The 24,105-nt window shown below is 59.8% G+C and carries 22 protein-coding genes; 11 read left to right on the top strand and 11 right to left on the bottom strand.

The window, feature by feature from the left end:
- Window positions 1–27 precede the first annotated feature (27 nt).
- The 5 genes from JOE29_RS04870 to pcaR form a co-directional block, all read right to left on the bottom strand.
- Window positions 28–1,329 (bottom strand): MFS family transporter, encoded by a 1,302-nt coding sequence (locus JOE29_RS04870; protein WP_003425192.1) that lies wholly within the window; start codon window positions 1,327–1,329, stop codon window positions 28–30.
- 212 nt (window positions 1,330–1,541) lie between these two features.
- A complete protein-coding gene (gene pcaF, locus JOE29_RS04865; protein WP_057407196.1) occupies window positions 1,542–2,741 on the bottom strand; it encodes a 3-oxoadipyl-CoA thiolase in 1,200 nt (399 codons plus the stop codon).
- On the bottom strand, window positions 2,741–3,523 hold the full coding sequence (locus JOE29_RS04860) for a CoA-transferase subunit beta (protein ID WP_170963814.1): 783 nt from the start codon (window positions 3,521–3,523) through the stop codon (window positions 2,741–2,743). The genes pcaF and JOE29_RS04860 overlap by 1 nt, the downstream gene beginning before the upstream one ends.
- Window positions 3,520–4,377: a CoA transferase subunit A gene (locus tag JOE29_RS04855; RefSeq protein WP_003395944.1), complete on the bottom strand. Its 858-nt coding sequence runs from the start codon at window positions 4,375–4,377 to the stop codon at window positions 3,520–3,522. Before JOE29_RS04855 ends, JOE29_RS04860 begins: the two co-directional genes overlap by 4 nt.
- 156 nt (window positions 4,378–4,533) lie before the next feature.
- Window positions 4,534–5,376 (bottom strand): pca regulon transcriptional regulator PcaR, encoded by an 843-nt coding sequence (gene pcaR, locus JOE29_RS04850; protein WP_003363842.1) that lies wholly within the window; start codon window positions 5,374–5,376, stop codon window positions 4,534–4,536.
- An 858-nt stretch (window positions 5,377–6,234) separates the two neighbouring features.
- Between pcaR and JOE29_RS04845 the strand changes: the two genes are divergently transcribed.
- Window positions 6,235–6,432, top strand: a complete 198-nt coding sequence (locus JOE29_RS04845; protein ID WP_002554967.1) for a hypothetical protein — start codon at window positions 6,235–6,237, stop codon at window positions 6,430–6,432.
- A gap of 206 nt (window positions 6,433–6,638) precedes the next feature.
- Window positions 6,639–8,111: an inorganic phosphate transporter gene (locus tag JOE29_RS04840; RefSeq protein ID WP_003425186.1), complete on the top strand. Its 1,473-nt coding sequence runs from the start codon at window positions 6,639–6,641 to the stop codon at window positions 8,109–8,111.
- Between the two features lie 192 nt (window positions 8,112–8,303).
- Here the strand turns inward: JOE29_RS04840 and JOE29_RS04835 are convergent, their stop codons facing one another.
- Both JOE29_RS04835 and purU read right to left on the bottom strand, forming a co-directional pair.
- Window positions 8,304–8,504, bottom strand: a complete 201-nt coding sequence (locus JOE29_RS04835; protein ID WP_003425184.1) for a hypothetical protein — start codon at window positions 8,502–8,504, stop codon at window positions 8,304–8,306.
- Between the two features lie 77 nt (window positions 8,505–8,581).
- Window positions 8,582–9,433 (bottom strand): formyltetrahydrofolate deformylase, encoded by an 852-nt coding sequence (gene purU, locus JOE29_RS04830; protein ID WP_003413243.1) that lies wholly within the window; start codon window positions 9,431–9,433, stop codon window positions 8,582–8,584.
- A 358-nt stretch (window positions 9,434–9,791) separates the two neighbouring features.
- Here purU and mvaT point away from each other — a divergent pair, with 358 nt between their 5' ends.
- On the top strand, window positions 9,792–10,172 hold the full coding sequence (mvaT, locus tag JOE29_RS04825; protein WP_002554971.1) for a histone-like nucleoid-structuring protein MvaT: 381 nt from the start codon (window positions 9,792–9,794) through the stop codon (window positions 10,170–10,172).
- Window positions 10,173–10,244: 72 nt separating this feature from the next.
- On the opposite strand, the gene sbcB is transcribed toward mvaT, so the two are convergent.
- Window positions 10,245–11,675 (bottom strand): exodeoxyribonuclease I, encoded by a 1,431-nt coding sequence (gene sbcB, locus JOE29_RS04820; RefSeq protein WP_122220113.1) that lies wholly within the window; start codon window positions 11,673–11,675, stop codon window positions 10,245–10,247.
- A gap of 180 nt (window positions 11,676–11,855) precedes the next feature.
- Here sbcB and JOE29_RS04815 point away from each other — a divergent pair, with 180 nt between their 5' ends.
- The 6 genes from JOE29_RS04815 to JOE29_RS04790 are packed head-to-tail and all read left to right on the top strand — an operon-like array spanning window position 11,856 to window position 18,725.
- Window positions 11,856–12,581: an RDD family protein gene (locus JOE29_RS04815; RefSeq protein WP_003425180.1), complete on the top strand. Its 726-nt coding sequence runs from the start codon at window positions 11,856–11,858 to the stop codon at window positions 12,579–12,581.
- On the top strand, window positions 12,578–13,558 hold the full coding sequence (locus JOE29_RS04810; RefSeq protein ID WP_210078880.1) for a stage II sporulation protein M: 981 nt from the start codon (window positions 12,578–12,580) through the stop codon (window positions 13,556–13,558). Before JOE29_RS04815 ends, JOE29_RS04810 begins: the two co-directional genes overlap by 4 nt.
- A complete protein-coding gene (locus JOE29_RS04805) occupies window positions 13,545–15,134 on the top strand; it encodes a DUF4129 domain-containing protein (protein WP_210078871.1) in 1,590 nt (529 codons plus the stop codon). Before JOE29_RS04810 ends, JOE29_RS04805 begins: the two co-directional genes overlap by 14 nt.
- Window positions 15,131–16,348, top strand: coding sequence for a DUF4350 domain-containing protein (locus tag JOE29_RS04800; protein ID WP_122220110.1), 1,218 nt, complete (start codon window positions 15,131–15,133; stop codon window positions 16,346–16,348). The genes JOE29_RS04805 and JOE29_RS04800 overlap by 4 nt, the downstream gene beginning before the upstream one ends.
- Window positions 16,345–17,385 (top strand): MoxR family ATPase, encoded by a 1,041-nt coding sequence (locus tag JOE29_RS04795; protein ID WP_003418672.1) that lies wholly within the window; start codon window positions 16,345–16,347, stop codon window positions 17,383–17,385. The genes JOE29_RS04800 and JOE29_RS04795 overlap by 4 nt, the downstream gene beginning before the upstream one ends.
- Window positions 17,382–18,725, top strand: coding sequence for a DUF58 domain-containing protein (locus JOE29_RS04790; protein WP_004416314.1), 1,344 nt, complete (start codon window positions 17,382–17,384; stop codon window positions 18,723–18,725). The genes JOE29_RS04795 and JOE29_RS04790 overlap by 4 nt, the downstream gene beginning before the upstream one ends.
- A 28-nt stretch (window positions 18,726–18,753) precedes the next feature.
- Here JOE29_RS04790 and JOE29_RS04785 read toward each other — a convergent pair whose 3' ends face one another.
- Both JOE29_RS04785 and JOE29_RS04780 read right to left on the bottom strand, forming a co-directional pair.
- Window positions 18,754–19,113 (bottom strand): PilZ domain-containing protein, encoded by a 360-nt coding sequence (locus tag JOE29_RS04785; RefSeq protein WP_003345371.1) that lies wholly within the window; start codon window positions 19,111–19,113, stop codon window positions 18,754–18,756.
- Window positions 19,114–19,316: 203 nt separating this feature from the next.
- A complete protein-coding gene (locus tag JOE29_RS04780; RefSeq protein ID WP_003345370.1) occupies window positions 19,317–19,712 on the bottom strand; it encodes a lipoprotein in 396 nt (131 codons plus the stop codon).
- A gap of 176 nt (window positions 19,713–19,888) precedes the next feature.
- Between JOE29_RS04780 and pyk the strand changes: the two genes are divergently transcribed.
- Complete coding sequence (gene pyk / locus JOE29_RS04775; RefSeq protein WP_003345368.1) at window positions 19,889–21,340, top strand: pyruvate kinase; 1,452 nt, start codon at window positions 19,889–19,891, stop codon at window positions 21,338–21,340.
- A 120-nt stretch (window positions 21,341–21,460) separates the two neighbouring features.
- Here pyk and JOE29_RS04770 read toward each other — a convergent pair whose 3' ends face one another.
- Window positions 21,461–22,399: an iron-sulfur-binding ferredoxin reductase gene (locus JOE29_RS04770; RefSeq protein WP_210078862.1), complete on the bottom strand. Its 939-nt coding sequence runs from the start codon at window positions 22,397–22,399 to the stop codon at window positions 21,461–21,463.
- A 179-nt stretch (window positions 22,400–22,578) separates the two neighbouring features.
- On the opposite strand from JOE29_RS04770, the gene JOE29_RS04765 reads away from it, so the two are divergent.
- Complete coding sequence (locus JOE29_RS04765) at window positions 22,579–24,102, top strand: fumarate hydratase (RefSeq protein ID WP_003418683.1); 1,524 nt, start codon at window positions 22,579–22,581, stop codon at window positions 24,100–24,102.
- Window positions 24,103–24,105 lie beyond the last annotated feature (3 nt).

Below are 24,105 nucleotides of genomic sequence, written 5' to 3'. Positions count from 1 at the left end.
TTTTTTTTGGCCGGCACACACCTGCGATCAATGATCCTGATGCAGGTACTTAGGCTCTTTGGGCAAACGCAGACTGAACAGGAACGCTACCGCCATCATGGCTGTCACGTACCAGTAAAAGCTGTTTTCCATTCCGGCACTCTTGAGTTTCAGTGCAACCCACTCAGCCGAGCCGCCGAACATTGCGTTGGCCACCGCGTACGCCAGACCCACGCCCAGCGCACGAACCTGAGGCGGAAACATCTCGGCTTTGACCAGCCCGCTGATCGAGGTGTAGAAGCTGACGATCGCCAGCGCCAGGGTAATCAGCACAAAGGCAATAAACGGGTTGGTGGTGGTCTTGAGCGTCATCAGGATCGGCACTGTGAACAGCGTACCCAGCGCGCCGAACAGGAGCATCGAATTGCGACGGCCAATGCGGTCCGCGAGCATGCCGAAGAACGGCTGCATGCACATGTACAGAAACAGCGCACCGGTCATGATGTAGCTGGCGGTCTTGGCTTCCATGCCCCCGGTGTTGACCAGGTATTTCTGCATGTAGGTCGTGAAGGTATAGAAAATAAGCGAGCCACCGGCGGTGTAGCCCAGCACTGTGATGAAGGCAGCAGCATGATGCTTGAACAGTGCCGCAATACTGCCCGCGTCCTTGTCCTGCCGGCTTTCGGCCGTGGTGGTTTCATTGAGGGTGCGACGCAACAGCAAGGCGATGACCGCAGCGCCAGCACCGATCACGAAGGGGATACGCCAGCCGTAGTCACGCAGTTCTTCGGTGGTCAGGAATTGCTGGAGGATGACCACCGTCAACACCGCCAGCAATTGCCCGCCGATCAGGGTGACGTACTGAAACGAAGCATAAAAGCCGCGCTGGCCGCGCAGCGCCACTTCACTCATATAAGTGGCCGTGGTGCCGTACTCGCCACCCACCGACAGGCCTTGCAGCAGGCGCGCCATCAACAGTAAGGCCGGCGCCCAGGCGCCAATCGAGGCATAGGTCGGCAGGCAGGCGATGATCAATGATCCGGCACACATCATGGTGACCGAAATCAGCATGGAGTTCTTGCGGCCATGTTTGTCTGCGACACGACCAAACAGCCAGCCGCCAATCGGACGCATCAGAAAGCCAGCGGCAAATACACCTGCGGTGTTGAGCAACTGAACGGTCGGATCATCGGAAGGGAAGAAAGCCGGTGCGAAATAAATCGCGCAGAAGGCGTAGATATAAAAGTCGAACCATTCGACCAGGTTGCCGGATGAGGCGCCGACAATGGCGAAAATTCTTTTGCTTCGCTCCTCGCCGGTGTAATGCGGTGCTTTTGATGTTGTAGTCATTATTTTCCCCAAGCAGAACTGTCCATAAGAAACAATCTGTAACACCGTCTTTAATCGAGCACAATAAGTCAGGCCAATTCAGCCGACTGGAATAGCGGGATCGTTGAGAATCCGGGCGTCCAGACGAACAACAACCCGGATCATCGGCCTGCCTTTTCGTGGAGGCTGACAAACGATCCGGGTTGCTGGACAACAGGTTGAAGCGGGAGGGCTTACCGCTCGATGGCCAGCGCAAGCCCCTGCCCGACGCCGACGCACATGGTTGCCAGGCCTCTGCGCCCGCCGGTTTTCTCCAGATGATGCAGCGCCGTCAGCACCAGCCGCGCGCCGCTCATGCCCAGCGGATGGCCTAGGGCAATCGCCCCGCCGTTGGGATTGACCTGCGGCGCATCGTCCGCCAGACCCAGCTCGCGCAGCACCGCAAGCCCCTGGCTGGCAAATGCTTCATTGAGCTCGATGACATCGAAATCGGTCACCGCCAGCCCCAGACGCTCGACCAGTTTACGCACCGCTGGCACCGGGCCAATGCCCATCACCCGAGGTGCAACCGCGGCGCTGGCCATGCCGAGCACGCGGGCGCGGGGCGTCAGGCCATGCTTTTTGACTGCTTCGGCCGACGCCAGAATCAGCGCAGCAGCGCCGTCGTTGACTCCGGACGCATTACCGGCAGTCACCGTGCGGTCCGGGCCATTGACCGGCTTGAGTTTGCTCAGGGTTTCCAGACTGGTATCGCCACGCGGATGCTCATCCTTGTCGACAAGGGTTTCGCCCTTTTTGTGCGCGACTCGCACCGGCACGATCTCTTCCTCGAAAAAGCCCGCAGCCTGGGCAACGGCAGTGCGTTGCTGGCTGCGCAGGGCGAAAGCGTCCTGATCGGCTCGAGAAATCCTGAAGTCGGTTGCCACGTTGTCGCCCGTCTCGGGCATTGAGTCCACGCCGTACTGTGCTTTCATCGCCGGATTGATAAAGCGCCAGCCGATGGTGGTGTCTTCCAGCTTCATGTTGCGCGAAAACGCGGCATCGGCCTTGCCCATCACGAAGGGCGCGCGGGACATCGACTCGACGCCTCCGGCGATGGCCAGCTCGATTTCACCGGAAGCGATGGCCCGGAAAGCGGTGCCGATGGCGTCCATACCGGACGCACACAAACGATTGAGGGTGACGCCCGGTACACTTTCCGGCAGCCCGGCCAACAGTGCGGCCATGCGCGCAACGTTGCGGTTGTCCTCGCCAGCCTGATTGGCGCAGCCAAGGAACACTTCGTCGATCTCTTCCCAGTTGACCGAAGGGTTGCGCTCCATCAACGCCTTGATCGGCACCGCAGCCAGGTCGTCTGCACGCACCGAAGACAACCCACCACCAAAGCGACCGATGGGCGTACGAATCGCATCGCAAATAAATACATCACGCATCACGCTTCTCCTGCGACCTGACCATGAGCCGCGGCAGTTCGTGCTTCCAGATCACGCAGCGCCGTCAGCTCGACGTCAGTGGGCTCTTCGGACACAACAACGGTGTCGGCAAAGCGGATCTCCCAGCCGGTTGCTGCAATGACCTGCTCGCGGGTCACGCCAGGGTGCAGCGTGGTCACGACGAACTCGTGGGTGCCGGCTTCCGGCTCCATGATGCACAGGTCGGTGATGATGCCCACTGGGCCGGCACCGGGCAGGCCCAGGCGTTTGCGCGAGTCGCCACCTTCGCCATGGCCGACCGAGGTGATGAAGTCCAGCTTGTCGACGAACGAACGCGCCGACTGCTTGAGGATGATCAGCACTGACTTGGCCGACCCGGCGATCTCCGGCGCACCACCGGCGCCCGGCAGACGCACTTTTGGATGATGATAATCGCCGACCACGGTGGTATTGATGTTGCCGAAACGGTCGACCTGCGCCGCGCCGAGAAAACCGACATCGACGCGACCGCCCTGCAGCCAGTAGCGAAAGATTTCACTGGTGGAGACCACTGTGTCGGCGGTTTCAGCCAACTCGCCATCGCCGATAGACAACGGCAACACCGTGGGCTTGGCACCGATCGGGCCGGACTCGTAGATCAGCACCACGTCAGGCGCAGAGGTAAGACGTGCCAGATTCGCCGCCTTCGAAGGCAGGCCGATGCCGACGAAGCACACAGAACCATTACGCAAGCGACGGGCTGCGGCAACGGTCATCATTTCACTGGTGGAGTAAGTCATTATTTGGCCTCCGAAGCGCGAGCCAGCTTGCTCTGGAATTCACTGAAGTCTGCGGTGCCGTGGATGTATTCATCGATCCACGCCGTGAAGGTCTCCCGGTCTCGGGCGATCGGGTCCCAGGCCTGATAGAACGGGTTGTCACGCTCGTAGTAGCCATGCGCATAAGACGGATGCGCGCCGCCTGGCACCAGGCACACCGCGCTCAGCGCCCAGGTCGGCAGCACGCAGGAATTCATAGGCGCCTTGAGGTCATCGACGATTTCTTCCACCGTCACAATGCAACGCTTCGCAGCCAGTGCGGCTTCTTTCTGCGCACCGAGAATGCCCCACAACAGCACGTTGCCCTTGCGGTCGGCTTTCTGTGCATGAATCACGGTTACGTCGGGACGTACCGAAGGCACCGCTGCCAACACTTCGCCGGTGAACGGGCAGGTGACCGTCTTGATCAGCGGGTTGACCTTGGGCAGGTCGGACCCGGCGTAGGCGCGCAGCACCGCGAACGGCAGACCGGACGCGCCCGCCACATAAGCGTTGGCGAGGTCGGCATGGCTGTGCTCTTCAATTTCCATCGCGCGCGGCCACTGCTTTTCAACGGCATCGCGCAAACGGTGCAAGGAGCCAACGCCTGGGTTGCCGCCCCACGAGAAAATCAGCCGCTTCGCACAGCCGGCACCGATCAACTGGTCGTAGATCAGATCGGGCGTCATGCGCACAAGGGTCAGGTCTTTTTTACCCTGACGGATGATTTCATGCCCAGCGGCCGTGGGGATCAGATGCGTGAAGCCTTCCAGCGCAACGGTGTCGCCATCGTTGACCAGTTGCTTCACCGCATCGCGTAGAGAAAGAATGTCTGCCATGAGGTGCTCCGAACCCAACATCACGTTCAATGATCAGCGCGAAGACCTGCGCCGGAATGAAAATGAGGTTATGCCTGAGCAAGAAGGCAAACAATCCGATAATCGACTAAACGTTCGGTAATCGAACGAATTCAATCCGTCTAAAATACGGCAACGTCAGGTAAACAGCTGCGTACTCAGGTCGCGACTGGCATCGAGCATGATCGGCAGAAAGCGTTGTTCCAGCTCGCTGCGTGCCACACGTCCGGCGCTGGTACTGACATTCAGCGCAGCCAGCACCTGGCCCGATGCATCATAGACCGGTACGGCGATCGAACGCAGCCCCTGCTCCAGTTCCTGATCGACTATGCACCAGCCTTGTTGCCGAACCAGCTGCAGACATTCGAGCAAGGCCTCCGGCGTGCGAATGGTGCGGCTGGTCTTGGGCTGCAGATCGACATGGTCAAGGTATTCATGCAGCGACACGTCATCCAGTGCGGCCAGCAGAATGCGGCCCATGGATGTGCAGTACGCGGGAAGACGACCGCCCACGGAAAGGTCGACCGAGATGAGTCGCTGCGTGGTCGCAGAGCGCGCTATATAAAGAATGTCGTCGCCTTCCAGAGTCGCCATATTGCACGCCTCGTGCAGCTGGTCGCTCATACGGTCCAGATAAGGCTGCGATGACGTTGCCAGTGGCGTCGATGACAAATAGGCGTGGCCCAGCGTCAATACTTTGGGCAGTAGCGAGTAGGTACGGCCGTCAGTGGTCGCATAACCGAGCTTGATCAGGGTGTGCAGACAACGACGCACTGCCGCACGGGGGATCTCGGTGCGGTGGCTGATCTGCGCAATGGTCAGGTGTCTCTTACGCTCCTGAAAGGCATGAATCACGGCCAGCCCGCGCGCCAGCGAGGTCATGAAATCCGGGTCACCGGTCAGCGCCTGAATGCGCTTTGCGGGCGACGCCACGATGGGCGGTGCCAACGAGGCAAAAGATTTACGCAGTTCGTCGTTCATTGAAACACCTTATGTAACTGCCTTTCAGGCCCTGTAAACCGTAGGTTTCAGCTCTTTTCAGAGGAGCGAAGCCCGCCCTCATTTGTGCGATTATCGAACAGGTGGCCGATAATCGCAATTGACCCCATGTAAATATACTTATACCTTTACCTCTGCCACGAAGTGACTTCTTGGAAATACTGGTCAGGTACCCACTGAGAAGTCCAAGGCAGCGGCCTTGCTCACCAAGCAAGGCCGTTTTCATTACTCAGGCGCATCCCTCGTGCCCGATGCTCGCGACCCCCACCTCTTCATCTCGTTCTCGGTCGGTGCCTGCCACGCGACTCCACACATCCTGCATATAAAAGACAGTGAATTTCTTCGCCAACATTTTGTCGTCGAACGTGAAAACTGTTTTATAAAACTTATGTCATATAAATGGCTCACTGAAACTTCGGAACAATCGTACAAAAAAACCAGACATGTGAACTCATTCAACCTCTGTTGTTGACGTAGCAGAAGTTCTTGGAGATAGTATCTGGCAGTTGGTTGGCAATACCCTCGCAACGATTGATCCATTGACCCGATTTCTGCCTCGACTGTCCTGTCGAAGCGTTGTCACGGTGCACCATCGCAGCGAGACCATCAGCAAGCCTGCCAGCGCAAGCCCTGTGCTTGAAATCAAACGTGTGTCGCTACGACAGGTGTTTCTCTCTGGTGCACGTAGCCGCAGACAACAACAGGCATGTCCAGTAACCCTTTCGCGCAATCGCCCGAACAGGCCGCTGACTGTAGTTGGTATACAGCCAGACTGGAGTGAACATACTTGCAATGTTTTGCGTCATCGCCAGAGCCCATTCGACTCGATCAGGTATTAAAGTGACTAAAGATGAACTGCGCGCGGAACTTGAGCGCCAGGAACAACGCTACAAGGATGTCTACGGCGGTGAAATCACCACCTACGCCGCGCAACCTGAACCGGAACGCAAGCCTTGGCGCAAAAGAGCCAGCCTGCTGGACCAGGCGTTCAAGCAAGAACTGCAAAAAATGGAAGAAGGCCTGAAAGAAGAGCCATGACAGCGCAGGGCCGATAATCCCTGCCCGATACGTTTCTGACTTTCAGCCCCCGGAATTACACGCCTTACTGCCTCATTGAACATTCAACGGGGCGGCGCTCATGCGTCTTTTTTTTGGTTTGAGGCGACACCACGTGGTGACGACAAGTCGTTCGGTATTTTTTCTGTCATAATCGCGCCCCCTTCAGACCCGGTCAGAAAACCTACATGATCGATTTATTCAGCGGGCTTGATGCCTGGGTGCTTGTGAGCCTGTTGCTCGCCCTGGCTTTCGTCCTCACCTTCGAGTTCATCAACGGCTTTCATGACACCGCCAACGCGGTGGCGACAGTCATTTACACCAAAGCGATGCCGCCTCATCTGGCCGTGCTCTTTTCCGGTGTATTCAACTTTCTCGGTGTGTTGCTGGGCGGCGTGGGCGTTGCCTATGCCATCGTCCACCTGCTGCCGGTCGAACTGCTTATCAACGTCAACACCGGACATGGCCTGGCCATGGTGTTCTCGCTGCTGGCGGCGGCGATTACCTGGAACCTCGGCACCTGGTACTTCGGCATTCCGGCCTCCAGTTCGCACACGCTGATCGGCTCGATACTCGGTGTGGGTCTGGCCAATGCGCTGCTCAACGATATCCCGCTAGCCGATGGCGTGAACTGGCAGAAAGCGATCGATATCGGCGCTTCGCTGGTGTTCTCGCCGCTGGCCGGCTTTATCGTTGCGGGCCTGGTACTGATTGCCCTGAAATGGTGGCGTCCGCTGTCGAAGATGCACAAGACCCCTGACCAGCGCCGCAAGCTGGATGACAAGAAGCACCCGCCGTTCTGGAACCGTCTGGTGCTGGTCATCTCCGCCATGGCGGTCAGCTTCGTACACGGTTCGAATGACGGCCAGAAAGGTATTGGCCTGATCATGCTGGTACTGATCGGTATCGTGCCCAGCCAGTTCGTGCTTGACCTCACCAGCACGACCTACCAGATCGAACGCACCCGCGATGCGACCCAGCACCTGAACCAGTTCTATCAGCGCAACAGCAGCACGCTGGGCGAATATCTGGCTATGGGTAAAGCCGAAAAAGGCGACCTGCCGTCCAGCTCTGCCTGTAATCCGAAGCAGACCGAACCTACCATCGACGCGCTGCTCGACCGCCTGAAGGGCGTGTCCGACTACCATGCGCTGGCCCCTGAAAGCCGCATCGAAGTTCGTCGCTACCTGTTGTGCCTGGACGACACCGCCCGCAAGGTCGGCAAACTTCCGGACCTGTCAGCGCGTGAAAAGTCCGACCTGGAGAAACTTCGCAAGGACCTGACCACCACCACCGAGTACGCACCGTTCTGGGTGATTCTGGCGGTCGCACTGGCGCTGGGCATCGGCACCATGGTCGGCTGGAAACGTGTGGTACTGACGATCGGCGAGAAGATCGGCAAGCAGGGCATGACCTACGCACAAGGCATGTCGGCGCAGATCACCACCGCCTGCGCGATTGGTCTGGCCAACGTGTTCAGTCTTCCAGTGTCCACCACGCACATTCTGTCGTCGGGTGTAGCCGGCACCATGGTCGCCAACAAGAGCGGTCTGCAAGGCGGAACCGTGCGCACCATCCTGCTGGCCTGGGTGCTGACCCTACCGGCAACGGTCGCCTTGTCCGCAGCGTTGTTCTGGCTGGCTTCCAAGGCCCTGGCCTGATCTAGGCTCTGTACGAAAAGTCGGCGAGCGAAGGTCAGGCGAGGCAAAAACAGGCGAGGAAGCGGAGTCTACGTGTTGTAAATGAGCATTCCGAGCCTGTTTTTAACGAAGCATCACCGAGCGCAGCCACTTTTCGTACAGAGCCTAAAACCCTTCGGGCGGTGCATGCCTTGCACCGCTCAAGGGTTTGACTCACTCATCCTCTTGTTCCCCCTCCTCCTCAAGCCCTTCACCAGGCGCTTGCGCTTGCTGCAGCTCGCGCCACAGTGCTGCGGCACCGTCGAAATCAGTGCCGTTTTCAGCAGTCAGTTCAGCAGGGTCATAGCGGCTCAGGCAGCCTTCGCCAAGCGTTGCCGGAGCGGTGGAAGTGGCTTTGTCGAGAGGATCGGTCATTAGCTGTCACCTTGCGCGTTGCACCCTTGCCGACAGCTGAGTCGGGAGCGCGACAGACGCGCTCCGGAAAAGATAGATCAGCCGAAGACGACTGTCTTGTTGTCGTGAACCAGAACGCGGTCTTCCAGGTGAGCGCGCAGGCCGCGCGCCAGCACCATTTTTTCCACGTCGCGGCCGAAACGCACCATGTTTTCGATGCTGTCACGGTGACTGACGCGCACGACGTCCTGCTCGATGATCGGACCGGCGTCGAGCTCTTCGGTCACATAGTGACAGGTCGCGCCGATCAGTTTGACGCCGCGCAACGAGGCCTGGTGATAAGGCTTGGCCCCGACGAACGATGGCAGGAAGCTGTGGTGGATATTGATGACCTGATGGGCATATTCACGGCACAACTGCGGCGGCAGGATTTGCATATAACGCGCCAGAACCACGACATCAGCCTGGTGATGACCGACCAGACGCGATACCTCGGCGAATGCAGGCTCCTTGTCTTTCGGGTCCACCGGAACATGGTAGTAAGGGATGTTGTGCCACTCGACCATGCTGCGCAGGTCCTGGTGGTTTGAAATCACACAGGCGATGTCGCAGTCGAGTTCGTCACTGTGCCAACGGTGCAGCAGGTCGGCCAGACAGTGCGATTCGCGACTTGCCATGAGCACGACGCGCTTCTTCTGCGCCGAGTCGGTAATGCGCCAGTCCATCGAAAACTCTTCGGCAATCGGCGTGAAGGCTTCACGGAAGCCGTCCAGGTCAAAAGGCAGGGTGTCGGCACGGATCTCGTGACGCATGAAAAACCAGCCGCTGAGATTGTCCGAATGATGACTCGCTTCGGTGATCCAGCCGTTATGGGACGCCAGAAAGTTACTGACTTTGGCAACGATGCCTACACGGTCCGGGCAAGCAATCACCAGACGAAAAGTGCGCATTGGGGGAAACTCCAGAACTTCGCAAAGCCGCTATTCTAGCGGCTGCGCAGCAAAACTGCAGTATCTCTGTTGCCTGAATTCAGATGCCGAAAAAGCACACCGCCAAGGCCAAAGATTGCACCTTGCCAGTATGCGTTTTCCGGGTGCCCATCGCTAAACAAAACCTGTAATAAGAAGGGCTTTATAGGGGCGATCTTTTGAAGGAAGCGTGACGCGCTCCTAGTTCAGACGTCTGTAGGACGCGTGTATATTGCTAAATAATTCAAATAAAACTTTTATTTAATGTTTACTTGCTCATTTACAGTGACTATTATTGCCGCACTGTATCCCTGCAACCCTCACAACATAAGGTCTCCTCATGTCCCTGATCAACGAATACCGCGCTACAGAAGAAGCCATCAAAGAACTGCAAGCCCGTTTGAAGAACCTGTCGCAGGACGACAAACTGCAAACCGAGCTGGAATTCGAAGGCAAACTGCGCACGCTGATGGGCGAATACCAAAAGTCGCTGCGTGACATCATTGCCCTGTTGGATCCGGATGCCAAGGTAAACAAGGCCCCCCGTGGCGGCGCTGTTAAACCTGCCGGCACCAAACGCGCGCGCAAGGTCAAGCAATACAAGAACCCGCACAACGGTGAAGTCATCGAAACCAAAGGTGGCAACCACAAGACGCTGAAAGAGTGGAAAGCCAAGTGGGGCAGCGACGACGTTGAAAGCTGGGCCACTTTGCTGGGCTAAGCTTCACCAGATCGCGGTTCATTGCGATTGCAAAAACGCCAGCCTGCTGGCGTTTTTTATTGCCCGGTATTTTTATACGCCCAGACGGTTACTCAGCTTGTTGGCGTAATCCTGCCACTGCCGCAACACCTCTAACTGCTCTGGCGCGGCACTAAGGGAGCATTCTACCCAAGCGGCCGTAAAGTCATGCAGGGTGTTGGGAGCGCCCCATTCCGGGCTGCGCAAGCGCTGCTGACAGAAATCCCGCCAGCGTGTTTGCTCTTCGCCACTCAAGGTGTCAGGAAAGTTACGAGCGCGATACCGGAATAACAATTCAGGCAATCGGGCATCATCAAACGGCCAGGCGTCACGCGCCAGTTGTTCGGGCTCGGCCTGCCGAACTTGCTCACACAGTCGACGATCACGGTCACCTATAAAACCGTCATATAACTGCTGTTCGGGATCTTCACTTGCGACGAAGTCGTCCTTGCCGTAAACGGCCGCCAGTTTATCGTGCCAAACTTCGCGGCGTTCACTCAATTGCGCTGCGCGTGCCTGATAGCCGGCCATGTCCAGTTGCAGCCGCTGCTGATCTTCGCTGCGCAGCACCCCCAGCGGCGCGATCACCGGGCAACGGTTTATATGCAAGAGTTTGAGCGGCACGGGCAATTCGCCGTCGCCCAGCGCGTCGTGCCGCGTATATAAACGCCGCTTGAGTGTTTCAGCGCCCTCATGCAACAACGGTGAATGATCCAGGTGCAGATCACACACGATCAGCGCGTTGCGATTATGCGGGTGCCAGGCCAACGGCAGCACCACGCCCAGGTAATTGCGCGCCGCAGAAAAGCGTCCCGAAATATGCACCAGAGGCTGCATCAGGCGAACCTGTTCCTGGACTTTCTGTTTGCTGCGCAATGCAAACAGATAGTCGTAAAGCTTCGGCTGCTTTTCACGAATCAAACGTGCCAGCGCAATAGTTGCACGCACATCGGATAACGCGTCGTGTGCCTGCCCGTGATCAATACCATTGGCAGCCGTCAGCCGCTCCAGTTTCAGCGTGACCCGGCCGTCCTGTTCCGGCCAGACAATGCCATCGGGGCGCAATGCGCAGGCAGCCCGCACAACATCAATCAGATCCCAGCGACTGTTGCCCCCCTGCCATTCGCGCGCATAGGGGTCGAAGAAGTTGCGATAAAAACTGTAGCGCGTGACTTCATCATCAAAACGCAAGGTGTTGTAACCCGCGCCACAGGTTCCCGGAGCAGACAGTTCGGCATGTACGCGCGTCATGAAATCGGCCTCGCACAGGCCTTTTTCTGCCAGCGTGGCCGGGGTGATTCCGGTAATCATGCAGGCGGCAGGATGAGGCAGGATGTCATCGCTGAGCTGGCAGTGCAGATTGACCGGAGGCGCTATTTCATTGAGGTCGGTATCCGTGCGAATTCCGGCCATCTGCAGCGCACGGTCATTGCGCGGGTTGATACCGGTGGTTTCGTAGTCGTACCAGAAGATGCTGGAGGTCACGGGCTGATCCTGAACAAAAGACCCGCGAAGTGTAGGGCGTGACAGGTGTCATTGGCTAATCGGGTAGTATCCGGCGCACCGGGAAATGTTTTCTTACAGCCCGCGTATTGAATGGTCGGTTGCTTAGCTCCGCTGCGGTAGCTAGCATCAGTTTTGGTTTTCAGGCGCGTCCTTCCGACAATGTCATCCCGCCCCGCTTCGCCAAGGAGTGCAGCGCTGCCCACGCCGTTGGACACGCGCATTGAAATCGAGACGCCAGAAGGCATCGATATGCTTCTGCGCCCTGCCGGGCTGGTTTCCCGCGCATTGGCGTTCGGCATCGACTTCGCCATTCGCGCAGCCCTCCTCGGCGTGTTCTTTGTACTTCTGCAGCTGTTCGACAAGCTCGGCATGGGTCTGGCCGCTCTGGTGTTTTTTCTGGTGAACTGGTGGTACATGGTGCTGTTTGAAGTACTCAACCAGGGACGCACACCGGGCAAGCGCCTGCTCGGGCTGCGCGTGGTGCATGACGACGGCACGCCCATAGACTGGTCTTCTTCGCTGATCCGCAACCTGCTGCGCTTCGTCGACATGCTCCCGCTGGGCTACGGGCTGGGGGCGATCACTTGTCTGAACCATCCGCTATTCAAACGGCTGGGTGATCTTGCCGCCGGAACGCTGGTGATTTACAGCGACCGGCCGGTGGCGCGCCCTACCCTGCCGCAGGCCGAACCGGTCATGGTGCCCTTTGCCCTGCGTCTGGATGAACAGCGCGCGCTGCTCGGCCTGGCGGAGCGGCAGGCTGAACTTTCCAGCGCGCGAACCCAGGAACTCGCAGCCATCCTCGCCGAACCCTTGCGTATCCCCGCCGACACGGCGGTCGCTCATGTAAACGGCATCGCCCGCAACCTGCTGGGGCCGACATGAAGCAGAGCCTGTTTGAAACCCGCCATCAGCAGGAGTGGCAACGCTTCGAGCAGCGCCTGACGGCCCTTGAACAGGGCAAGGGCGATCTCGGCGGCGGCGCGAACTTTCCCGTCGATTATCGGCGCCTCTGCCACCACTTGGCGCTGGCACAGGAGCGTGGCTACAGCAGCCATTTGGTCGACCCCTTGCATCAGTTGGCCATGCGCGGTCATCAGCAACTTTACCGCCACCGCAGCACTGCCGGGGTGCGATTGCTGAGCTTCGTTCTGGGCGACTTTCCGCGACGCGTACGGACTGAGTGGCGCTTTGTACTGGTTGCCAGCCTGCTGCTGTTCGCCAGCCTGATCGGCATGGCGTTGCTGGTGTATGGTTTTCCACAACTGATCTACAGCGTCGTCAGCCCCGAACAACTGGCAGACATGCAGAGCATGTATGACCCGTCGGCCAGCCGGGTCGGTCAGCCCGTCGAACGGGGTTCCGATACGGACTGGATGATGTTCGGCTACTACATCATGAACAACATAGGCATCGCTTTCCAAACCTATGCAAGCGGCTTGCTGTTCGGGCTGGGCAGTCTGTTCTTCCTGCTCTTCAATGGGCTGATGACCGGCGCAATCGCCGGGCACCTGACAGACATCGGTTACGGGCAGACCTTCTGGCCCTTCGTCATCGGTCACGGCGCCTTCGAGCTGACGGCCATCGCCCTCGCCGGGGCGGCGGGCCTCAAACTGGGCTGGGCCTTGCTGGCTCCGGGAAGACTGACGCGCAGTGCCGCACTGCGCATCGCCGCGCGGGCCAGCATGCAGCTGGTCGGCGGGGTGATCCTGTTTCTGCTGATCGCAGCCTTCATCGAGGCGTACTGGTCATCGATGACCTGGCCCGGGCCGCTTCTCAAGTACCTGACTGGTGCCGTCCTGTGGTTGCTGGTGGCCGCGTATCTGACTCTGGCGGGACTTACACCTCATGCGCCTGACTGAGTCGACTGTTGCCATACGCCCTCGCTCGCCGTGGGAGGCCATCGACCTGGGCGTGCTGCTCGCCGGGCGGCACCGCGGTGTGCTGATGAGCAGTTGGGCAATCGTCACCCTGCCCCTTTTCTGTGTCCTCAGTGCACTGTTCTGGGATTACCCCACGGCCGCCATCCTGCTGTTCTGGTGGCTCAAACCTGCGTTCGAGCGGTTGCCGCTGCTGATCCTTTCGCAGTCACTGTTCGGTGCCACGCCGACACTGCGACAGGCCCTCAAGGCCTGGCCGGCGACCCTGAAGGAGCAACTGCTGCCCAGCCTCTTGTGGCGACGTCTTTCCCTGAGTCGCAGTTTCCAGCTGCCGGTGCAGCAACTGGAGCATCTGGCAGGTACCGAACGCGCCCTGCGCATCGGCCTTCTCAGCCAGAAAGACCTGCGCGCCGCACAGTTGCTCACCATCGTTGGCGCACACCTGGAATACGCACTGTGGATAGGCCTGCTGGTCCTGCTCTACGCCCTGATACCGCAGCAAATCCAGATCGACTGGCACTGGATGAGTCTGCTCGACGTCGAAAACCAATGGCTGTGGATCGACCATCTGACCAACCTCTTCTATGCCCTGGCGCTGATACTTTGGGAGCCTGTGTATGTCGCCTGCGGCTTCACGCTGTACTTGAATCGCCGCACGGTTCTTGAAGCCTGGGACATAGAACTGATCTTCCGGCGCCTGCGGCAGCGCCTGATCGGTACGGCCTATGCCGTGTTAATGGGCGTCGGGCTGCTGCTTTCGGCAGCGCCAGAACCGGTCTGGGCCGATCAGCCAAGCTACAGCTGCCCATTGCCGGAATCCGCCCCTGCGCAATCCGCTCCGTCCGTGGCGGCGCCCGACACGCCGCGCCTGACCCGCCAGCCCCTGACCAGCGAAGCGGCACGCAGCCAGATCCACAACGTTCTGCAACAGCCGCCCTTCCGCAACCCCCGGACCGAAACGGGCTGGCGCTTTCCTGAAAAACAGAAAGGCCAGTCTGCGGCGCGGGACACGCGTGATCAGAGCTGGCTGATGACCTGGCTCAACCGGCTTCTGCGCGCAGCGAGCGCCCTGGCCAGCCTGATTGAAGTACTGCTGTGGGGCGTGGTCATCGGGCTTGTGGGGCTGGTGATCTTTCGTTACCGGGACTGGTTCAGGACCTTCGTTGGCCGGAAGACCGACAAGGCCAAAACCACCCGCCCGGCACCCGAGCAGCTCTTTGGTCTGCAAGTGAATGCCGAAAGCCTGCCCGATGACATTGCCGGCCGGGCCGAGCAGCTCTGGAACAGCCAGCCTCGCGAAGCGCTGGGTCTGCTGTACCGCGCTTTGCTCAGCCGCTTGCTGAGCGACTATCGATTGCCCTTGAGAAATGCTGATACCGAAAGTCAGGTACTCGAACGTATCGCCGCGCTCAACCAGCCGCTGCTGAGTGAATTCAGCCGCGCGCTGACCGCACACTGGCAAAACCTCGCCTACGGGCATCGCCTGCCACCGGCGCATGCCCGACAGGAACTCTGCGATGGCTGGCGTCGCCTGTTCAACCAGGCACCGCAGCCATGAGCCGCCGTACCGGACTGCTGATCGGGCTGCTGGTCCTGTTGCTGCTGGCAGGTGGCGCGCTGTTTCTGAGCACTCAGCTCGAGCGCTACGAGAAAACGGTCGATCAGGGCCCCTCGCCACAGGCCAAGGCCAATCCCTGGCTGGCGGCCGAACATTTTCTGCGTGGCCTCTCTGTCACAGTGAATACCGTCGATACGCTGGCCCAGCTTCCCGACCCGAGTCAGAGCACCCAGACCCTGCTGCTACTCGATGACCGGGAAGACATGACGCCGACGCAAACTCAAAAACTGCTGGACTGGGCCGAAGCAGGCGGGCACCTGCTGTTTGTCGCCGAACAACTCTGGGACGAACAAAAAGGCCGCAGCGGTGACTTGCTGCTGGACAGTCTGCAGATTCATCAGTACCTCACCAAAGACATCAATGCCAAGGAACAGCAACTGACCGACGCTCAGCCGCCACTGCCCATCCCGCTGATGACGCCCGCCCCCAAGCACAAGAAAATGCCCTGGCCAGAGCTGACCCGCCTGTACCTGGAAAACGAGAGCGCCCCGGCCTACATGAGTTTCGATCCGGCGTTTCACCTCGAAGACCCGGAAGATCACGCTCAATCCTGGGCCAACAGCGCCGATGCCACGCACCTGCTGCAGATAAGCCGGGGCACTGGGCTGATCACGGTTATCACGGACGCCAACCTGTGGAAAACCCGCTCGATCGGCCACTATGACAATGCCTGGCTGCTCTGGTATCTGACGCAGGACAGCCAAGTGACCCTGGTGCTGCAAACCGAACACGACAACCTGCTGAGCCTGTTGCTGCGCAACTATCCTCAGGCGCTGCTGACGCTGGCACTGCTGATCGGCCTGGGTCTGTGGCACATCGGTCTGCGCGAGGGCCCGTTGCGCAGGCCCGCACCACTTGCACGCCGCCAACTGACCGAACACCTGCGCGCCAGTGCCGAGTTCCTGCGCAAACACACCGGGCAGCAGACGCTGATCAAACGCCTGCAACAGGACATCCTGCGTCGCGCCCGCCAGCTGCATCCCGGTTTCGAGCGGCTGGTCGTTGCCGAACAATGGCAAGTGCTTGCACGCCTGACCCGTCAGCCCACAAGCGCCATCAGCGACGCACTGCGCCCTCGCCCGCCGCAACGCCTGTCACACAGCGAATTCACCCGCCAGGTAGCCCACCTGCAAACAATCAGGAATGCCCTATGAGCGATCAAACACCCGCCCCATCAGGCAGCAGCACCGAGTCACTTGCCGAGCCCGCAGCCGAATCCACCACCCAGTTGCAGCAGCGGCAGCGTGCCAGCCAGCTGGCTCAGGCGTTGCGCAATGAGCTGCAAAAGGCCGTGATCGGACAAAATGCGGTTATCGACGATGTGTTGACCGCGCTGATCGGTGGCGGACATGTGTTGCTGGAAGGTGTTCCGGGGCTTGGCAAGACGCTGCTGGTTCGGGCGCTGGCCAGTTGCATCGGCTGCGAATTCGCCCGCATCCAGTTTACGCCGGACCTGATGCCCAGCGATGTCACCGGTCATGCGGTATACGACATGCAGACCGAGCAGTTCAAGCTGCGCAAGGGGCCGCTGTTCACCAACCTGCTGCTGGCCGACGAAATCAACAGGGCACCGGCCAAGACCCAGGCGGCTTTGCTCGAAGCGATGCAGGAGCGGCAAGTCACCCTTGAAGGGCGCGCCCTGCCGATCCCGCAGCCGTTCATGGTGCTGGCGACCCAGAACCCCATCGAACAGGAGGGCACCTATCCATTGCCTGAAGCTGAACTGGATCGTTTCATGCTCAAACTGCGCATGGATTATCCCGAAGCGCAGGAAGAGCTGAACATGGTACGTCAGGTCACCCGCTCGTCCCGGGCTGACATGCTGGATGTGCGACCGCTCAGGGTCATCATGCAGGCCCGCGAGGTTCAGGCGCTGCAACGCATTGCCAGCGAACTGCCCATCGATGAGCAAGTGCTGGACTACGCCGTGCGACTGGCACGCAGCACGCGCACCTGGCCAGGTCTGAGTCAGGGCGCAGGCCCTCGCGCTTCGATTGCGCTGGTGCGTGGTGGGCGGGCCCGAGCCGTGTTGCGTGGCGGCGAGTTCGTGACCCCGGACGATATCAAGGGCTGTGCACTGGCAGTGCTGCGACACCGGGTCAGGCTGTCGCCTGAGCTGGACATCGAAGGGCTGTCGGTGGATCAGGTGCTCAGGCAGATCCTCGACCAGGTCTCGGCACCGCGCCTGTGAAACAGGTCCTCAAGCCGTCGATAACGCTGCTGCGCTGGCTCGGCGGACTGATGGGCGTGGCCTTGCTGCTCGGAACGTTTCATGCGCTGGGCATCGAGTATCCGGCAAAAATCGACGACCTTTACTGGGGGGCATTGCTGGCCCTCGTCGTCGTGAGCGTGCTTGATGCAATCTGGCTGCTCAGAAGCCCCTCGCCACGCGTGCAGCGCGAGCTGGCGGGCAGTCTGACGCTGGACCGCTGGAACGAAGTCCGGCTCGACGTGCAGCACGACAATCGCAGACCCGTGATCGTGCGGCTATTCGATCATGTGCCGCACGGGCTGGAACACGAAAACCTGCCTCAGTCCCTCACCCTGGCCGCACGCGGTAAAGGCAGCATCGGCTATCGCCTGCGCCCGTCAAGCCGGGGTCACTTTACGTTTGAGCAGTGCGAAATCAGCCTGCCGGGAACGTTGCGCCTGTGGACGACACGACGCTACCTGGCAGTGCCCGGCACCACGCGGGTCTATCCGGATTTCGCCCGCCTCTGCGGCGGTCAATTGATGGCGGTGGATAACTGGCTGAGCCAACTGGGCATACGCCAGCTACAACGCCGCGGGCTGGGCATGGAATTCAACCAGTTGCGTGAATTTCGCGAGGGCGACAGCCTGCGCCAGATCGACTGGAAAGCCACCGCCCGCCAGCGAGCGCCCATCGCACGGGAATACCAGGACGAGCGGGATCAGCAAATCGTTTTCATGCTCGATTGCGGACGTCGGATGCGCAGTCAGGACGGCGACCTGTCTCACTTCGATCACGCCCTCAACGCTTGCCTGCTATTGAGTTATGTCGCGCTGCGTCAGGGTGATTCTGTCGGTATTGCGACCTTTGCCGGCGAGCAGGATCGTTATCTGGCGCCGGTGAAGGGGCCTGGGCAGCTGAATCGGGTGCTCAACACGGTCTATGACCTGCAGACCACCCGGCGCCCCGCTGACTACAGCGCCGCCGTGCGCCATCTGATGGTTCGTCATAAAAGACGTTCACTGGTGGTGTTGATGACCAACTTGCGTGATGAAGACGATGAGGAACTGCTGGCCGCTGCCAGGCAGCTCGGCAAACAGCATCGGGTACTGATCGCCAGTCTGCGCGAAGAAGTCCTCGACGGCCTGCGCCACTCGCCGGTACACACCTACGATGAAGCACTGAGTTATTGCGGGACGATCGACTTCCTCAATGCCCGCGCTTCGCTGCACGATCGTTTGAGCGCGCAAGGCATCGTGATCATGGATGCGCGGCCAGGAGAACTGGGCCCACAGCTGGTCAACCGTTACATGAGCTGGAAAAAGGCAGGTACGTTATGAACGACGCCCTGCCCGTCAGGCAGCAGCCTCAGGCAGAGGCTTCGTAGGAGGGGTAAAAACAGAAGTACTGTCGCAACAGCTGCACGAACTCCAGATACTCTGTCGAGACCTGACACAATTCAAAACCGGAGTCATAGCTGCCTGGTGTCTCGTCTTCGTGACACCAGAGGCACCTGGCGCTCACATCGATGGGCTGTCCGACGTTGCCATTCGGTAGTTTCAGGCACAGATCGAATCTCGCGCCCACCAGCACCGGCAGACTGCTGATAAGCATCAGCCCCTCACCGGACACATTCCCCAGACACCCCACCAGCTTGCCGGTATGACGATTGAAAACCTGCAAATAATCCTGCAGTTGATGACGTTCGATTTTCCGCTCTTTATACATGGCAGGCTGCCTTCCGAGACCGATGCTGCGACCACGCGGCACCGTGTGTTCGTTGCGGACTTCTAATGCGCTGCACGACAGAGGCTATCCAGGAAACAGTCTCGACCCGGAGCCCTGCAGCTCGTCCGCTTTGTGACCTCAGCCTAGCTCACAATTATTCGAAATCCACCCGAACACAGCACCTTCCATTCAAACGAGGGTAATTATTTCGATACAGGAGCGTTTCGAACAGGTACAGGTATGGGTCTGGCAGGTTGAGCCCTGGGGTAAAGACCTGTTTGTGCCAGCGTGTCGAGTCTGGCGCGTGCACGGAAGGCGTATTCACTTTCTGGATACTGCGCCATCAGGAATTGATAGGTCTGTGCCGCATCGACATACAATTTCTGCCGTTCCAGGCACTGGCCGCGCAACATCGACACTTCCGGCTGGACATAACGGCGCGAGCGGCTCTGGCGTTCGACCTTGGAGAGATCGAGCATCACCCGATCACAGTCACCTTCCTGATAGGCACGGTAAGCGTGATCAAGGTTGGAATTCATCGCCCAGCGGGTGCAACCGCTGAGCGCAGTCAGTAATACAACAATCGTTACAATACGCATGGGACTCTCCTGTTCTCTGCCCTGTATCGGCGTCACAGCCTGTTTCTTCAGGCCAATAGAGCGCCGGTTGTCAGCCGATTGCCCTCCCCGCCCCTGACACGGTAGTGCAAAGGAACAATGACTAAAGACCCAGACAGGAGTAGCCTCTCGCTGCGCTTCAATTAAGGAGTTTGTGCATGACCGTTCGCCGCACCAAAATCGTCGCCACACTTGGCCCTGCAAGCAATTCGCCGGAAGTCATCGAACAACTGATCCTTTCGGGTCTGGACGTTGCTCGTCTGAACTTCTCCCACGGTACTCCGGACGAGCACAAGGCTCGCGCCAGGCTGATCCGCGAAATCGCCGCCAGACACGGGCGCTTCGTCGCTCTGCTGGGCGACCTGCAGGGTCCGAAGATCCGTATCGCAAAGTTCACCGACAAGCGAATAGAGCTGAAGGTCGGTGACAAGTTCACCTTCTCCACCGCTCATCCGCTGACCAGTGGCAACCAACAGATCGTGGGTATCGACTACCCGGATCTGGTCAAGGATTGCGGCGTAGGCGACGAGTTGCTGCTCGACGATGGTCGCGTGGTCATGCGCGTCGACACCCAGACCGCTAACGAACTGCACTGCACCGTGCTGATCGGCGGCCCGCTGTCCGACCACAAAGGCATCAACCGTCGTGGTGGTGGCCTGACGGCGCCGGCACTGACCGAAAAAGACAAGCAGGACATCAAGCTCGCTGCCGAGATGGACCTCGACTACCTGGCCGTTTCCTTCCCGCGCGACGCCGCCGACATGGAATACGCTCGCCAGTTGCGCGACGAATCCGGTGGTACGGCCTGGCTGGTGGCCAAGATCGAACGCGCCGAAGCCGTTGCCAACGACGAAGTGCTGGATGAACTGATCCGCGCCAGTGACGCGGTCATGGTCGCTCGTGGTGACCTGGGCGTTGAAATCGGTGATGCCGAACTGGTCGGCGTACAGAAACGCATCATCCTGCACGCTCGTCGCCACAACAAGGCAGTGATCGTTGCCACGCAGATGATGGAGTCGATGATCTCCAGCCCAATGCCGACGCGTGCCGAAGTGTCCGACGTGGCCAACGCCGTGCTCGACTACACCGACGCTGTGATGCTGTCGGCCGAAAGTGCTGCAGGCTCCTACCCGATCGAAGCGGTTCAGGCCATGGCCCGTATCTGCATCGGTGCTGAAAAGCACCCGACCGGCAAGACTTCCAGCCACCGTATCGGTCACTCCTTCACCCGTTGCGATGAAAGCATCGCGCTGGCGGCCATGTACACCGCCAACCACTTCCCGGGTGTGAAGGCGATCATCGCACTGACCGAAAGCGGCTATACCCCGCTGATCATGTCGCGCATCCGCTCTTCGGTGCCGATCTACGCGTTCTCTCCGCACCGTGGTACTCAGGCGCGTGCAGCGATGTTCCGTGGTGTCTACACCGTGCCATTCGACCCGGCAGCCCTGCCGCCAGGTCAGGTCAGCCAGGCCGCAGTCGACGAACTGCTCAAGCGTGGTCTGGTCGAGCAAGGTGACTGGGTCATCCTCACCAAGGGCGACAGCTACCACACCATCGGCGGCACCAATGGCATGAAGATTCTGCACGTCGGCGACCCATTGGTCTGATCGCAGCACACGGCAAGCCAAGGCCCCGTCTCGCAAGAGTCGGGGCCTTTTGCGTTGGGTCAGCCCTGCGAATCATGTAATTATCGTGCCGAAGAACGAGAGCTGTAACTGACGTCACTCTTACTCCCGCGCCACAAACACATCCGCCAGCAACTGATTACGCGGCAGACCTGCCAGATAAAGGCGCTTGGCGAATATCTCCACGCTGTCGGCACTGCCGCACACCAGCGCCATCGCGTGCCGCGACAACAGGCGCAGTTCAACCAGGATTGCCTGTAGCGTCTGCGGGGTAACCAGCTCTACATGCAGCAGGGGATGACGTTCAGCCAAGGCGTGCAGTTCATCGGCCAGGTAGTGCTCGTGGCTGCCGCGGGCCAGATGAATCACGCGTATCGCGCCCTGATGGTCCTGGCGCAGCGCCTCGCGCAGTACACCCCACAAGGGCCCGAGCCCGGTGCCGGCGGCCAGCAGCAACAAGGGTTTTTCCTGCCAATCAGGGTCGTAACGCAGCGCCCCGCCACGCAACTCGCCGAGCCTCAGGGCGTCACCGACCTGCAACTGGCGGGCGACGTCACGGAAGGCCCCGTGCTGCAGGCAGTCAATGTGAAACTCCAGAAATGCATCCTCACCGGGAAGGCTCGCCAGCGAGTAAGGCCGCGCAACACCGCTCTCGGTCCACAACACCTGGTGCTGCCCGGCGCTGTAGCGCAGCGGTCTCGCTGGCTCCAGGCGCAAACGCAGCACCGATGCAGAGAGCCAGTCGCAGCCTGCCACCGTGGCAGGCAGGCCATCACGCTGTGGGTCAAACACCTCGACAGCCAGATCCGCCGTCACTCGGCACTGACAGGCAAGCCGCCAACCCTGCTGGCGTTTTTCGACAGGCAGCGCGTCGGGCAAAGCGTCTTCAGGCTCGCCCTTTACGACGCGCACCAGACACGCATGGCAACTGCCGGCACGACAGCTATAAGGGACCGGAATACCGGCATGGTTCAGGGCGTCGAGCAGATTGCTGGCCGATGCCACCGACCAGCTAAGCTCACCCACATGCAATTGAGGCATCAAAACGGCCTGTGCAGAAAATAACGGCGATTGTACAGACTGGCCTGTCGGGCGGGTTATACTGCCGCGCCTTTTTGCGCCCGCTATGGCCAACCTGACAGCTCTGGTTCAAGCCGCAGTTCCAGACTGCCGCCGATAGCGTAATTGAATGTTCCCGTCCTTACAGAGGAGCGCGCCGCATGACCGTGATCAAGCAAGACGACCTGATTCAGAGCGTTGCAGACGCACTGCAGTTCATTTCCTATTACCACCCCGTAGACTTCATCCAGGCCATGCACGAGGCGTATCTGCGTGAAGAGTCGCCTGCCGCTCGTGACTCCATCGCCCAGATCCTGATCAACTCGCGCATGTGCGCGACCGGTCATCGCCCGATCTGCCAGGACACCGGCATCGTCACGGTTTTCGTGCGCGTGGGGATGGACGTTCGCTGGGACGGCGCCACCATGGGCCTGGACGACATGATCAACGAAGGCGTGCGCCGCGCGTACAACCTGCCTGAAAACGTGCTGCGTGCCTCGATCCTTGCCGATCCGGCAGGCGCTCGCAAAAACACCAAGGACAATACCCCGGCCGTCATTCACTACTCCATCGTCCCGGGTAACACCGTGGAAGTGGACGTCGCGGCAAAAGGCGGCGGTTCGGAAAACAAATCGAAGATGGCAATGCTCAACCCGTCCGACTCGATCGTCGACTGGGTTCTGAAAACCGTTCCGACCATGGGCGCAGGCTGGTGTCCGCCGGGCATGCTCGGCATCGGCATCGGCGGCACCGCAGAAAAGGCCGCGGTCATGGCCAAGGAAGTGTTGATGGAGTCCATCGACATTCACGAACTGAAAGCCCGCGGCCCGCAGAATCGTATCGAAGAGATGCGTCTGGAGCTGTTCGAGAAGGTCAACCAGCTGGGCATTGGCGCTCAGGGCCTGGGCGGCCTGACCACCGTGCTCGACGTCAAGATCATGGATTACCCGACCCACGCCGCGTCGCTGCCGGTGTGCATGATCCCCAACTGCGCCGCCACCCGCCACGCGCACTTCGTGCTCGACGGCAGCGGCCCTGCCTCGCTGGAGGCTCCATCGCTGGACGCCTACCCGGAAATCGTCTGGGAAGCCGGCCCATCGGCCCGCCGCGTCAACCTCGATACCCTGACCCCGGAAGAAGTACAAAGCTGGAAACCGGGCGAAACCGTTTTGCTCAATGGCAAGATGCTCACCGGCCGCGATGCAGCGCACAAGCGCATGGTCGAAATGCTCAACAGGGGTGAAACCCTGCCGGTAGACCTCAAGGGGCGCTTCATCTACTACGTCGGCCCGGTTGATCCGGTACGCGAAGAAGTCGTCGGCCCGGCCGGCCCGACCACGGCCACCCGGATGGACAAGTTCACCCGGCAGATCCTCGATCAGACCGGTTTGCTGGGCATGATCGGCAAATCCGAACGCGGCCCGACCGCCATCGAAGCGATCCGTGACCACAAGGCCGTGTACCTGATGGCCGTTGGTGGTGCTGCCTATCTGGTGGCTCAGGCGATCAAGAAATCCCGCGTCGTGGCCTTCGCCGAGCTGGGCATGGAAGCGATCTACGAGTTCGAGGTCAAGGACATGCCGGTGACCGTTGCGGTAGACAGCACCGGCGAATCCGTTCACATAACCGGCCCGCAGATCTGGCAGAAGAAGATCAGCGACAGTCTGGCGGTGGAAGTGCAGTAAATA

Origin of the sequence: Pseudomonas sp. PvP009 (assembly GCF_017832995.1) — a bacterium.
Classification (GTDB): domain Bacteria; phylum Pseudomonadota; class Gammaproteobacteria; order Pseudomonadales; family Pseudomonadaceae; genus Aquipseudomonas; species Aquipseudomonas syringae.
Note: the sequence above shows the minus strand (reverse complement) of the source record. Positions and strands in the feature narration are given on the sequence as shown.

Coding starts and splice junctions, on each gene's coding strand:
- mvaT (WP_002554971.1), top strand. CDS start 9,792: ATGTCCCTGATCAACGAATACCGCGCTACAGAAGAAGCCATCAAAGAA.
- purU (WP_003413243.1), bottom strand. CDS start 9,433: ATGCGCACTTTTCGTCTGGTGATTGCTTGCCCGGACCGTGTAGGCATC.
- JOE29_RS04835 (WP_003425184.1), bottom strand. CDS start 8,504: ATGACCGATCCTCTCGACAAAGCCACTTCCACCGCTCCGGCAACGCTT.
- JOE29_RS04870 (WP_003425192.1), bottom strand. CDS start 1,329: ATGACTACAACATCAAAAGCACCGCATTACACCGGCGAGGAGCGAAGC.
- JOE29_RS04805 (WP_210078871.1), top strand. CDS start 13,545: ATGCGCCTGACTGAGTCGACTGTTGCCATACGCCCTCGCTCGCCGTGG.
- pcaF (WP_057407196.1), bottom strand. CDS start 2,741: ATGCGTGATGTATTTATTTGCGATGCGATTCGTACGCCCATCGGTCGC.
- pyk (WP_003345368.1), top strand. CDS start 19,889: ATGACCGTTCGCCGCACCAAAATCGTCGCCACACTTGGCCCTGCAAGC.
- JOE29_RS04840 (WP_003425186.1), top strand. CDS start 6,639: ATGATCGATTTATTCAGCGGGCTTGATGCCTGGGTGCTTGTGAGCCTG.
- pcaR (WP_003363842.1), bottom strand. CDS start 5,376: ATGAACGACGAACTGCGTAAATCTTTTGCCTCGTTGGCACCGCCCATC.
- JOE29_RS04765 (WP_003418683.1), top strand. CDS start 22,579: ATGACCGTGATCAAGCAAGACGACCTGATTCAGAGCGTTGCAGACGCA.
- JOE29_RS04795 (WP_003418672.1), top strand. CDS start 16,345: ATGAGCGATCAAACACCCGCCCCATCAGGCAGCAGCACCGAGTCACTT.
- JOE29_RS04785 (WP_003345371.1), bottom strand. CDS start 19,113: ATGTATAAAGAGCGGAAAATCGAACGTCATCAACTGCAGGATTATTTG.
- JOE29_RS04800 (WP_122220110.1), top strand. CDS start 15,131: ATGAGCCGCCGTACCGGACTGCTGATCGGGCTGCTGGTCCTGTTGCTG.
- JOE29_RS04855 (WP_003395944.1), bottom strand. CDS start 4,377: ATGGCAGACATTCTTTCTCTACGCGATGCGGTGAAGCAACTGGTCAAC.
- JOE29_RS04815 (WP_003425180.1), top strand. CDS start 11,856: ATGTCATCCCGCCCCGCTTCGCCAAGGAGTGCAGCGCTGCCCACGCCG.
- JOE29_RS04780 (WP_003345370.1), bottom strand. CDS start 19,712: ATGCGTATTGTAACGATTGTTGTATTACTGACTGCGCTCAGCGGTTGC.
- JOE29_RS04770 (WP_210078862.1), bottom strand. CDS start 22,399: ATGCCTCAATTGCATGTGGGTGAGCTTAGCTGGTCGGTGGCATCGGCC.
- JOE29_RS04810 (WP_210078880.1), top strand. CDS start 12,578: ATGAAGCAGAGCCTGTTTGAAACCCGCCATCAGCAGGAGTGGCAACGC.